The sequence below is a fragment of the Odoribacter lunatus genome (genome assembly GCF_943193135.1).
In the GTDB taxonomy this organism is placed as follows: domain Bacteria; phylum Bacteroidota; class Bacteroidia; order Bacteroidales; family Marinifilaceae; genus Culturomica; species Culturomica lunata.
In genome coordinates this window covers 15,515-30,028 of record NZ_CALPCZ010000016.1, presented here as the reverse complement: position 1 = coordinate 30,028, position 14,514 = coordinate 15,515, and the positions used below count along the sequence as shown (strand labels likewise).

Sequence of the window (14,514 nt, the reverse complement as noted above, 5' to 3'; positions counted from 1 at the left end):
CTTTTTGCTGCTGTGGAGCGGAGTCTCTGCTCAGAACTATGTCTATACCCGCAGCCGTTTTAAAGGGGCTTTCGGGGATGGACAGGACCGGTCTCCCCATAGCTTTGTCATCGAAAAGGTAAAAGCGCCGACGATTTTGTGCGAAGGGGATACGGCGGTGTTTTCCGTCGGTTACGATGGAACGTACGTCTGCGATTTCAAATGGAAGAAACTGGGGGATAGCCGGGAAAGTTGGTCCGATACGGCCGTGATGAAAATTGCCGGAGTAACAACCGCTCATCGGGGAAGGTATTATTGTTGTCTGACAGATGTCCGGTCGGGGGCTGTCCGTTATTCGGATACCGTCGAATTGAAAATAACGAAACGTCCGACAGCCTTGATAGCTACACCGACGGCTCCCTACATGCAATGTTACGGAGACTCGACGGTTTTGAACGCCGTGGCTTCGGAAGATGACAAAGAAAAAGAAGATGTCTATGCTTATTCTTGGAAAGGACCCGATATATCGGGGAATGCCAATGAGACGATGATTACGGTGAAGCCGAAGGAATCCGCGAAATACATCGTTACGGTGAATAACAGCGGGTGTCTGGCGGAAGCGTCGTTTGAGATGGAGGTGTATAAACCGGAAGTGCATATTCCGGATGTGATTTATTTGACAGAGGGCATGCCGCTGCAGTTGGAACCGGAGGGGGTATCCTCTACGGGCGCATTGGCGTGGAAGGTCGGGGATGTGAATATACCGGATATGAATCCGCTGGTATTCAACGGTATCAACCGGACAACGGCCGTGGAGGTAACGGTGACGGACCGGGGATGTGTCGCCAGATCCAGCGGAATGGTATATTTCAAACGCGGTCGGGGATATAAGGGAGGCATTCAGGACGGATTCGACCGTTCGGATCATACTTTTCATATAGAGAATATCAATAGTTCGGGAATCATTTGCGAGGGAGAAACGGCGCGTTTTTCCATCGATTACGAAGGTACCTATGTTTTTGATTATGAATGGCGTAAAGTGGGAGGGAATGATATATTGGGAGACACTTCTCTTTTAATCATTTCGCAAGCGGGTCTGGGTGCGAGAGGAAGATATTATTGCAAATTGACCGATGTTTCGTCCGGAAAAGTTTTTTATTCGGATACGGTGGAATTGAAGATTAAAAAATTGCCCGTAGCTGTAATCGGCAGTCCGGAATCTCCGAAACTGGTTTGTTACGGAGATTCGGTTATGTTGAATGCGTCGGCATCGGAAGCGGGAAAAGAGGCGGGGGATGTCTATACTTACAGCTGGAGCGGAGAAGGCATCGTTAGCAATCCCAATCAGCCGTTTGTAAGGGTATCGCCTGATAAGAATACCGTTTATACGGTGAAGGTAAACAATGACGGATGCGTCAGTGATACGACAATTGATGTAATTTCTTACCGTCCGGTAGTGGATTTGCCGGACTATGTGTATATTTCTGAAGGAAATACGTTGGAGTTGTCTGTCGATGTCCCCTCTGAGGCTAAATTGATCTGGAGTGCAGCGGGGAATGTTTTCGAGGATCTTAATCCGTTTGTATATCCGTCTATCCGGGAAACGATGGAGGTTAGCGTGAGAATGGTGAATGAAGGGTGTGAAGCTTCGGATAAATGTAAAGTTTACGTGAAACGGGGACGTGCGAATCAGGGTGGTGTGCAGGATGGTTTCGACCGCTCTTGCAATCCGCCGTCGATTGTGGAGCAGAATCGTTCCGAAGCGAGTTGTCTGGCTACGGGTGCGGAGTTGTGGGTGAAAGCCGAAGGTAGTTCCCTGAAATATATCTGGCAGAAATTCAATGACAGGACCAAATTGTTCGAAGAGTTCGTGCCTGCTGCAGACCGGGAGATTTCCGGTTGGGAAACGGGAAGGCTGACGTTTGACAAGTTGTTGATGGAGGATAATGGCGTGTATTTGTGCCGGATCGAGAATGCGTGCGGGAGCGTGACGACCGATACGTTTTCGCTCAGTGTGGGAGGCGTGCCCGTATTGAAGTCCGGACTGAACCGGGAATGGGATCAGTGCGTGGACGGACATGACTCCACCCATCTGAATGTAGCGGCGATGGATCCTCAGGGGAAAGAGATGAAGTACTCGTGGTATAAGGTGGATACGGTGACGAGGAAGTATAAATTACTGAAAGATACCGCCGTCTATAACCAGCCTTATCTGAAACTTCTGTTGCAAAACAAATCGGATGAAGGAGTTTATCTGGTAAATATCCATAACGAATGCGGCGATACCCGCGACAGCGTATTTGTTCCGGTCAATATGCCGGTAAAGATTGTACGCGATGATGCGACGAAGAAAAGGATCGTAGCCTGTGTCGACGGGCAGGCGGAGTTTGCCATTCAGGTTACCGGAGGAGGCAAGGTGCGGTATTCTTTGACTAAAGTTAAGCAGGTTATCAGTGATTATCCGATCAAATATTTACCGGATTATTCTATCGTCGGAGGTTCGAAGATCGTACTGGATCACCTGACGAAAGAGGATGAAGGAAATTATGTGTGGGAGGTGGACAACGGATGCGGACGCGATACGCTGGGATTTATTGAGTTGAGGGTGGAAACGCCTCCGGTGGTGGAAGGAATCTCTGATACGATTGCCTTGTGTGAAGATGAAAATCTGCAGTTGAAGTGTCAGGCTTCCGGTTCATTTTCAGAATTGAAATATGAATGGTATAAAAATGGTGTTTCTACAGGAGTCAAGGTACCTTATTATAATATAAACCGGGCGGCGTCTTCCCATGCGGGAAATTATGTATGCCGGGTCAGCAATACGTGTCCTGTTGTGGACGGACCGGTTCATACGATCGTAGTCAAGGAAAGGCCTAAGATTCTGGATTGTCCTTATATCAAGGATTTTTATTGTCAGGGAGATACACTGAATCTGAAGGTGGAGCTGGGAAGTGCCCGGGTTGACAGTGTCCGTTGGTTTCGTGACGGAAGAGCCGTATCGGATATTGCCGGAAGAATAGAAGGAAGCACGGCATCAGCTTTGTCTATCCTTGGGATTTTGCCCGAGGATGAAGGCGGGTACCGGATACAGGCTTATAATGAGTGTGGAGCGAGTGCATTCAGTGAAACGGCGCGGCTGGTGATAGACCGTCCCGCCCATTTCGTTAAAGATTTGTCCGGGTATACGGATCTGGTTTTGTGTGACGGTGCCGATCAGGCGTTGACGGTATCTACCTCCGGAACGGCTCCGATACGATATATATGGACGCACAATGCCAAGATCGTGGCGGACGGTTTTTCGAACACGATTCGTTTGAACAATGTCAAAACCGATACCGCCGGCATGTATTGCTGCGAAATACAAAATCGTTGCGGTGGTGAAGTCGCTTGCGCTCAAATCAAAGTGAGCCATCCGGATACATTCCGTTTCGAGCTTAATTCGTTGACGAATGAAGTCTGTGCGGGGGATCGGGATGGCTTGACCGGGGTTTTGATGGGATCGGATACGAATACGCTGTATTATTTATATAAGGAACCGAATGTCCTGGTTACTAAAATTCACGGCAGGGATTTGAAGACGCCGGGAGGTTTTATCGAGTTTACCGGGTTGATGGGCGGAACCTATTATGTGATGGCGGAGGATACGCGTTATGTCAGCGGATGTACCTACCGGATGCCTGGGGATGTGGTGATTACGGAGTATCCGTTGCCTGCTAAATACGAGTTGTTTATCAAGGAACATTTCTGTAAGGAACAGCATCAGGCAACATTGGCGCTTACGAAGAGTGAGCTGGATGTAGAGATTGAATATACCTTATATAAACAGGACGGTGCAGACTGGGTACCTTATCTGAATAAGATAAAGGGTACGGGAGATACGATTGTGTGGAAAAATGTACCGGCGGGTGATTATAAGGTGAGATCCACGAATGTGACGACCGGTTGTCATGTCGATATGTTGAATATCGTAAAAGTGGACGAGCATGATCTGCCGACGGCGTATGATTTGCGCGCACGGAATAATGACAGTGTTTATTGTGCCAATGTGAAGACGGATGTGGCATTGGAGTTATCGGCTGTGGATCCGAATACGAAATATGCTCTTTATCGTCAGGACGGACTTTATCGTCCGGGGGCTTATGTAAGCAACTGGACGGAAGTGGAAGAAGGCGTGTATTATGTGGAGGGGATAAATCAATGGGGATGTCGACGGGAGATGGGAAATCAGAAAGTCATGACGCAGCAGCCACCTCTCTCGACCTCGGTACAGGGGGGTATGATTTATTGTGAGAATCAGTCGGGGTTGGCTCAGGTGGAGATTAAGAATACCAATCCGGCTTATTTATACAGGGTATACAGGGAGTCTCCGAAAGCAGAGTATCTGGATACGATGGGGAACGGAGGCGCCATATTGTTGAAGGTGCCTTTGGAGGACAAGAGTTATTACGCTGTGGCGGAAGATACGACACGGGAACATTGTCGGACTGCCCTTTCGGATACGGCTGTGTTCAGGATGAGCCGTTTAAAGGTGGTGGGCAATCCGGAGGAGCATATTCTCTGGAACGGAGAACAGTGTCAGCTGCCGATCACCGTTACCGGTCAGGAAGGGAAGATTTCGGTAACCTGGTCTCCTGCGGAGAAGCTGGTAGCCGGACAGGATACGTTGCGGACACCGACGACTCTGCCTGTTACGGAGCGTCAGGATTATATCGTTCGGGTGCAGGATTACAGCGCCTGTGTAGCAACGGCTACGGTAAGCGTGATTGTGAAGAGCGAAAAGCTGACGTGCGACATCCGGAAGCCGGATAAGATAACTTCAGTGGATACGCTGAAGGCTTGCCGGGGTGCGGATATAGATTTGTATGCATGGGCCGACGGCGGCACCGGAGTTTATGAATATAAATGGAAAGATGAAACCGGAATGTTGGCGGGAACCCAGTCGTTACGCAATTATTCCCGTACTTCGGACGGTTGGTTGATATTGGAAGTGAAGAGTGCTGCCATTACGCAGAAGGACAGCGTTTGGATAGAACTTTATGAGACTCCGGAGGAATATGCTTTACTGCCGGGCGGTTTGCTGTGCGTGCAGAAGAACAGCGAACCTCAGTTGAAGTTGAGCGGTTTTCAATCAGGAGTCCGTTATATATTATCTTATAGTACGGATAATGTTCGATTTAATGACATTGATACGGTTGTATGCACAGGTGTGGAGGTTGTTTTCCGAATCGAGGAGGCTTATACCCGTGAAGGGTATTATACGGTAAGGGCGGAATATCCGCACGGGGTCATTACGTGCGTTGTTCCGATGAAGGATACGGTGGAGGTGAGAAAGGGCGCAGAGATATTTACCCTGACGGGAGACAGGGAGTATTGTGAAGGAAGCGTCGAGAGAGATACGATATTGTTGGCTTATGCGGAGAGGAACGTCGTTTATTCTTTGTACAGGGAGACGCCGAACCAATTGTTGCAGACGTTGTCCGGAGAGAATCAGGCGTTGGTATTTGCCGGGAATTTCGGTAACGGGACTTATTTTGTGACGGCCAAGCAGGGGATTTGTACCGATACGATGTCCGGAAAGGTGAATATTGTCCGGAACAGTAGTCCGGCGGATTTGGGTATTCGTGAGAAAGGAAGTTATTGTGAGGGAAGTTATCCTTCTAAAATATCGGTGAGAGGAGGGAAAGCAGGTGTAGAGTACGTTTTGATGCGCAGAAATTTCGGTGTGGGGGATACGGAAGTCGCCCGTTTGACAGGTCCGGGTAATTTAACTTTTTCGGGTCCGACAGATGAAGGCGAGTATTATATAGTCGCGTATGGGCAAAATGGATGCGAGCGGATTTTTAAGGACCGGGTTTATCTTGCAGGGACCTTGACGGATGTCAATGTTGACGGGAACCGGAAATATTGCGATACGGAATCCGGCTATACGGGGTTGTTGAGAATCACCAATCCGCAGGATGGTGTGAATTACCGGATTTTAACGAGTACGGGTGGCGTAGTGGGGAGTTTTGATTCAGTTACGAATGTAGCTGCTTTCTTCCGGGGAGTGCTGGCAGAGGGAAATTATAAGATACAGGCGGTAGCGGGAAGCTGTTCGCTTGATTTGGTACAGACGGTAAAAATAGAACGGCAGTCATTGCCTGCGAATGCGTCTATTTACTCTCCCTATACATTGTGTAGCGGAAATGGGCAACTGGCAATGAATGTTGTATCTTCGGTCGGTTATCAGTATACTCTTTTCCGGGATTCTTCCGGTGTGATGACCCAGATGGATTCGAAAGCCGGTACGGGTGGAACTTTGTATTTGGGAAGATATGACCAGATCGGGGATTATTATATAGAAGTGGCGTATCCGTCTTTAGGTTGTGCCTGGACATTATCGGATAAATATCATATAGATCAGGCATTGAAGGATTTCAGCGTACTGGGAGATACTGTTTATTGTGCTTCGGAGGCTGGGGTGGTAATTAGTATGGACAGTACGGAAAATAATGTGACGTATGTATTGCAGAAGTGGGATAAGGTTTACGGTGAGTACAAGGATGTGGACCGTCTGACCGGACGGGGCATGCCGGTGGCATTTAAGGGATATTATCCGGAAGGGATGTATCGGGTAAAGGCTGTCAGAGGATGTGAGAAGATGATGAGAAATGAGCTGGAGGTGAGAAGTAAAGCCGCTCCTGCCGATTCTACGCTTTTGGTTCTGGATGGAAATGGCTGTGTGGACAGTACGTTTGTGATTCGCCTGGATAAAAGCGAACCGGATGTCGTTTATACGTTATATTATAATGGTACACAGGTCGACAACACGTTGTCGGGTCAGGATTTATATTGGACAGTGGATAAAGCGAAGAAGGGGACTTATAAAGTTACTGCCAATAAAGAGGGATGTGTGTATGTTTTCCCGAAGCATATCGAGATCGGCGATTTGCCTTTCATTCATCCGTTGCACGGCGATACGTTGTTATGTGCCAATCTGTACGGGGAGTTGTACATGACGGATTGGGATAGGGAGGCGACCTATATTTTATATGATGAAAAGAAAGAGGAAATAGCCCAGGGGGCGGAAAGTGCGGGTAAGTTGTATTTCGTTTCCGTTCCGGTCGGAGTGGTTTATCCGGTGGCGGCAAGAGGCAATTGTAAAGTGACCGGCGAGTCTTTCACGGTCGATTCCATACCGATTCCGGAGTTGTCTTCTGACAATTGGAGCGTGAGCGAATGTGTGAAACGGGGAGAAGGGGTGATTGCTATTTCGGGAATGGTCGATACGCTGCGTTATGTGCTGACAACGGCCAGTGGCAGAGAGATAATGGATTATAAGGGAGAGAAGTCGGATACCGTTTTCCGGGATTTGATATTTGATCATTATTGTCTTGTGGCTGAAGATGAAAGGAGCCATTGTCGTTCAGAAGAGTTGTGTGCGACAATAAATGAAAGTGTGACCGACGATTCTCTGGCAGGAGATTTTTCATATTGTGCAGGAGAAGCCGGAGCGGTGTTATACTTGTCGGGCACTCACAGAGGCATGGTTTATCAGATGTTGACGCTGGAAGGTGATCTGATAGAGGAGATTCCGGGTGGGGAGTCGCGTTTTTCGAAAAATTACGGGAAAGGAAAATATCTGTTCAGGAAAGAACGTGCAGGAATTATAGGCGAATGTTTTGCGGTAGATACGGTGACGATAGATTCGTTTGCTTATCCGCTTGCCGATATCGCGGTGGAAATTGTCGGCGGTACGGATTATTTGTGTGAGAATGGAGGTTATGGGGTGAAGTTGGTGAACAGTGAGTCCGGATTTGAGTATCAGCTGATAAAGGATCCGGGAGCACAAAGTGAGGTTTATGTCGATACGGCGGTCGGTACCGGTGGCGAGCTTGTTTTCCAGAAAGTATTGAGAGAAAAGGGATTTTATAAGGTATATGCCCAGTCTCCTGGCGGGAAATGCGGATTGTATCTGGATACGGCTTTCCGGGTATATGCTGCGCCCAGAGCTATTACGGCCGAAGGATGCAGTTATTGCAGCGCTGTGGGCGAACTGGACAGCTGTTCAATAAAAGTAAGCGGCTTGACAAGCGGAGTGCGGTATGTTCTGAATGGAATTTCGGTAGCGGATACGCTCTATGGACCGGGAAGAGGCGTGTTCCATGCTTGTTCTGCGGGCGGATATGTTATTACGGGAGAAGATCTCGGAACCTCTTGTAAGGATATTGTTGCCGAGGTCAGCATTACGGCGATGCCGAAACCTAAGGTATTTGCTGTAACTCCTGTGTGTGGAGCATCGGGAGAAATAGGAACCCTGAACGGAAGTGAAGGAGATACCGTCACTTATTATTTGTATAGGGACGGCATACGATGCGGCGTGCCGGTGAAAGGAACCGGAGGCAATATCAGTTTCGGGGTTTATTCCGATCCGGGAGTTTATAAGATAAAAGCGGTGAGTGACCGGGGATGCGAGAGCTGGATGGCGGATAGCGCTACGCTGTTTGAATCTTTGTCTGTGTGTGATTGGGTTAAGGAAGGGTATTATTGTCAGAACGGTTTGACGGGAGTAACCGTTAAATACGGGTGCAGCAGTTTAGGCTGGAATTATTATTTACTGAAATCTACCGTATGGAGCAGTGATACATTGAAAGGAACCGGAGGCGAATTGTCCTGGACGACAATCGACGGCAATCGGATTCTTTCTGCCGGAAAATATGACCTGTATGCGGGAAATGCCTGTGAAATCCATTTACTGAAATCTATTACGATCGAGGAAAATCCGTTGCCGGCGGAAATGAAGCTGAAAGGGAAGGATGAAGCCATTTGCAGCGGTACCGGTGTGGATATTATCTTGTCGGGAAGCCAGCCTGCGGTTCACTATCAGTTGATGTATGTAAACAGCGGTGTGGAAACCGAGTTAAAGAATCTTGCGGGAGTCGGCGGAGAACTTTATTTTGGAGAGTATTCGGCGATAGGGCAGTATATCGTGTATGCCGTTGTGGATAGCAGCGGCTGTCGGGCTAAGATGGATGACAAGATGTTTTATCCCGGTTCTGTTCCCGAGGTGAAAAAGATCAGCGGAACGGATCTTTGTCTGAACGGGACATCTGCGGCGGAAATGAATGTATGCGTTACGGCACCTTTGCAGGCAGACGTAGATTATATACTGTATTTTTCCGGACTGAAAGAGGATGGGGCACGGGATACGCTGCATAGCGGAACGTCTGATCTTTGCTTTGAGACGCAGCGTGATACCGGTTGTTATTATGTAGTGGCCAAAGATGTGGCGACCGGATGCGAGAAGACGATGGAGGGAAGATATTGTATGGGATTGCCGCCTTCGCAGTATAATGTGGTCAAAACGAAGGATACGGTGAAATTGTGTCGGGGAGAGGAATACTGCATCCGGCTCGACGGAAGTGATGTCGGCGTGAAATATGTTTTGATGCGGGACGGCATGCAACAGGGTGAACCTGCCATCGGAAACGGTATGGATATAGAGGTCGGTTGTGTGACGGAGTCCGGAGTTTATAAGGTAAAGGCTTATGCGGGCAATGACTGCTGGCAGATCATGAAGGACAGCGTACTGGTGTATGTGAATGAGTTGCAGGGCATGTTTTTGCAGAAACAGTTCAGTTATTGCAGTTTGGGAGCGGGTGTTGTTTTAGGAGTTAAGCAGCCGACAAATGAGCAGTGCAGATACATACTGAAATCTCCGGAGGGTGTTGTATTGGAAGAACGTAACGGAGATGCAGAAGGAAAGGGATTCGAATTTACGGTCGCGGGAGCTCAGCAGACGGAGGGATATTATGAGATCGGCGTGTTGAATCCGGCAGGATGTCTCCGGATAGACAGTGTGGAAGTAAAAATAAATCCGTTACCGACGCCTTATGTTTTAGGGGCTTCCAATGGCGATTGGCTGTGTGTGAACGGAACGGTCGAGATGTATATGGATAGCACTCAAACCGGCGTGGAATATCATTTGTATCGGAAGAATGCCGGGGATGCAGATAAGGAAATCGGTTGGAAATATGGCAATGACGGTCATCTGAATGTGGCAACGGTGAATCAGCCGGGAGTGTATTATGTGGAGGCGGTTGATTATACTACGGGTTGTAAAAATAGTATGCTGAATCTTTTCCAGTTGAAGCAGGCAGATACGGTTCGTATATTCAAACTGGAGGGAATCAAGACCGGATATTGTTACAATGATCTTGAGAAAGGAAGTCTGCGTTTGTTAAGCAGTGCCGCCGGCGTGGAATATGAACTTTTCAGGGATGGAGTTTCTACAGGTGAGGTTAAATTGGGTGATGGAGGAGTTTTGGTATGGGAAGGTCTGGAAGGCCAGCCATGTAGTAATAAGGTAAATGTCACCGATGCGGGTTATTTATATGAGGTTCGTGCCAGGGATACGCTTACGGGTTGCGAGGCTTGGATGAGCGGTAAAGTGGGTATTGTAGAGGAGAGCGATCCTTCTGTTACGGCATGGCATCCGAACAAGGATTTGATGACCTGTCAGGGAAAGGATGTGAAGTTCAGTTTGTCTGCGACGGGTTGCAACCTGAATTATCTATGGAAACGGGACGAAACGGTCGTAAAGGATTCGACAGAGGAATTCTATAATATAGACGAGGTGTCTGCGACGGATTTCGGCTATTATCATTGCGAAATCAGCAACAGTTGCGGCGTCGTTTCAACCCCTCCCGTTCAGTTGAAAGTGCGTGATTCCCTGTTCTATCTGAAGCGGATGGAAGACAAGGCGGTGTGCGGAAATGTGGGTGAGTCCGTGATGTTGACCGGATATATCCAGAATGGCAGCTCTTACGAGTGGTACCGTCTGGACGACGCTACACCTTTAAGTTATTCGGAGTGGTATAAAATCAGGTCTGTACGACCGGAAGATGCAGGAGTTTATATTTTCAAAGCGGAAAATGAGTGCGGACAATTGACGGATACGATGGAACTGAAGGTTGACGCAGATCCGTCCAATGAGCCGGTGGTATTCCGTACGGACACGATTTGTGCGGGGACGTCTTATCTTTTGAGAGTTGTCAGTCCGGATACGGTGAAATGGTATAGAGATGGCTTATATATAGGAGTAACAGGCAATGATTTGCCACTAAGTTCCGTACGTCCGGAGGATGAAGGTCTGTATACCGTGAAGATTGTGAATGCATGTGCTCCTGCAGGTAAGACGATACCGGTGGCCCAATTGTATGTGGATGATACGATTCGTGTGATTTCATTGCGTCCGAGCGAGTTAGTTTGTGAAAATGCCACAGTGGATTTGTATATCCGTACCTCACCGGAAAAGCGGGTTAGTTATGTATGGGAAACCGGTGGAGTAGTGATCGCTCGGGACCGGAACACGTACCGTACGCCTCCGTTGAATTCCGATGAACCTGTTTATACGTATTTTGTGAACTATCGGAATAAGTGTACGAACAATACGGCAACGATAAGACTTTCCGTAAGCAACAGATTGGAATATGAAGATCCGGTACCTCAGGTGTTAATGTGTGCCGGCGAGGGACGGGATGCTGCCATATTTGTATCGCATCCGTCTACGCTGATTGCTTCTTATCAATGGTATTGGCAGGAGATGACCGAAGGTTCGGTACCAGTGAAACTGGATGGTGAAGTATATGATACGTTATATGTGGGTGCATCCACGAAGAATATCGGATTTTACTATTGTGAGATTGGAAAAGTATGTAATCCGGTGACAACGCAGAGTTGTTGGGTTCGGGTGGATACCGTACCGGAGTTGCAGGGAAGTCTGCCTGCGACGGATACGACGTGTGAGAATGCTGTCTATCGTTGGGAACTGGCAGCAACGGGTGGTGGCCTTGTTTATGAATGGAACTTCTTGCTGAAAGACGGTTCTGTGGAAAAATACAGTTATGAAAACGCTTCGTTGAGTTCGACGGGATATTATGAAATGAACCGAGTGGGAGCGAAATACGATAGCTGTCAGGTATTCTGCCGGGTATTCAATGATTGCGGGGAAGTGTATTCGGATACAATGTCTCTTTGTGTGAAGGCTGCTCCTCGCGTGGAATTGACGCCTGCCGATACAACTATATGTGAATTTGCTTCTGTGGTACTGGAGGCTAAATTACAAAGCGGGGAATATCCCTGGAGATACGGTTATTCTTTAAACGGCGCTGAAATACAGGAAAGAAATTGTGAAAGCGAGATTGATACGTTGCCTTATGACGGAGCGGGAAGTTACCGAATAGAATGGATAGAGACCGGAGGATGCCGGGTTGTGGGACTTTCCGGAGGTACGGAAGTGAAGGTACTGCCGACGACGAAAGTGCACTTAGTACGAGAGAATTCTGTCGATACGATATGTGATGCGGATACGTTGTATTTCCGGATGGTAATAGAAGGAGGTGTCGGTCCTTGGGAGATCGGATTTAGAAATCAGGACGGTTCAGAGGCTACAGAATCAGGATTAACCTATCCGTTTACATTCAGCGGACGGGAAAAACTTTTCGGAGTGCCTGTGTATGAAGATACGTATTATTTTATCGATACAATCCGGGATCTTGGCGCTGCCGATGTCTGTCCGGCATTTATTGGGGATACGGTGGAGATAGCCGTCGAAGATATCCTGCCGATTACTTTCCGTACGATATACGACACCCATGTGGGCAGTTGCAGAGTAATATCGTTGGATTCACTGTTGGCGCCTGCGCCTGCCGGCGGTCAGTTCTATGTCAATGGTGAAGTGGCAGATTCGCTTTGGCAGCCCCGGGGACCGTTGGATACGATTTCTTATCGATTGCGCAGTGAGAGGGGATGTAATAATGAACATAGATTAATCTTCGCTGTCGACACGTTGCCTTGGGGACGAATAACGCTGGCTGATGTAGCTTGTGGAAGCACGAATGAAGAGCTTCTGATTCAATTATACCCCGGTTCTCAAGCTTTTGAACTGAGTTTAAAACAAAGTCGTTATAAGAATGGCGGTGGGCTTCCTATAGTTACAGACAGGCAGATCAGCCTGACCGAAGCGGATGGAGGCGTGTTCCGGGAAGCTATAAATTGGGGACTTGTGGACGGTGCCGATTCTTGTCTCGTATATGAAATAACGGATATTCGGGATAGCCATGGATGCAGCATGAATACCGATATGCCGGAAGAGGCGAAGGATACGTTGTTGCGTTCTACCATAGTCTGGCATCAACACCTGGTTATGGAGGTACGTACACGCTATAAAACCGATACGGCATGGCATATCGGCAGTCGGGATCTGAACATGTGTAAGGGAGATAGTGTGGAAGTACAAGTCAGTATGTTGACAGAGGTGCCTGTCTGGCATTTGCCGAATATCGGTATCGAGAATATTCATTCATCGGATACGGTAGTTTACCTGAAAGAGGAAGGTGAATATTTCTTCTCAGCAGACGATTCTGTTTGCGGAATGAATTCGTCGGCAGATACTTTGGTAATTTCTTTTGCACAAGATGCTTATCTCCGCGGTAAATTGTGGCTGGAAGGTCCTTATGACAATTCTAACGGCCAGATGTGGAGTGCTATCGGAAAGCAGTTGCGCTTACCGGCCCGTTCTTCTTTACCATTATTGCCTGCTGACGTGGAACTGATCGACAGGATCACACTGGAATTCCGTACGGGAACGAATACAGATTCTGTCGCTTTGTTAGGCGGAGACAGCCGGGTTGTAATAACGGATACCTGTTATCTGGCTTCGAATGGCAGATTGGTGGATCGTTTTACCGGAGACACATTGATCCGGATTAGGAATATCTATGATTTGCTGGACAATCATTATTATGTGGCGGTTCGTCATCGGAATCATCTGGGAGTGATGACGGCTTCGGCTATTGAACTGACCTCTAAGAAACAGGGGGCTCCCATGATAGATTTCACTCGTTCTTCCATGATTTACAGCAGGGACGGCAAACCCCGGAATCATATGACAGCTCTTCCTAAAGGCAATGGCTGGATGTTAAGTGCAGGGGAGTTGAATGACAATATGTTGATTACTGTTTTTGACCCGAATGTCATCACATTGGAAGATATTTCTTTAACCGGTTCCAACAAGTCTTATGATCTGTTGCATGATCTTAATTTTGACGGAGAGGTGGAATGGCCGGGTTGGGGGAATAGTTCCACGTCGACGACCGACTGGAATATTGTGAAACGCAATCGAAATAAATATTCTGAAATCAGATAAGGTTATTAGGAATTTATGTATTTGAATCCCCCCTAAAAGAATTTTTCTTTTAGGGGGGATTTTTAGTTATAGTAGTGGGGAAAGTGTTAAAATTTTAAGATTGCTGAAGAAAAAATCAGTTGCGGATTTATTCCTGCAAATTACAGGAACAAAAAAGTTTTCACGGATGAGCTTCCGCAATATGTGGGTGGATAGTATGATTTTATGGTATTTATATAACTAAAAATGTCTAGTGAGTGCGTTTTTTTTTTCTTTTTAATGACACTATAATATGTATAGCTGCTTTCTTCCAAATGTTCTTTGCAAAGACATATAAATTTTTATTTAAAATAAAGCGTATTTTTTTA

1 protein-coding gene is annotated in these 14,514 nt (G+C 47.5%); it reads left to right on the top strand.

Translation table 11 applies throughout. The features are described 5' to 3' along the window. Positions 1–4: 4 nt before the first annotated feature. Positions 5–14,167: an immunoglobulin domain-containing protein gene (locus NFR61_RS07330; protein ID WP_251622187.1), complete on the top strand. Its 14,163-nt coding sequence runs from the start codon at positions 5–7 to the stop codon at positions 14,165–14,167. Positions 14,168–14,514 lie beyond the last annotated feature (347 nt).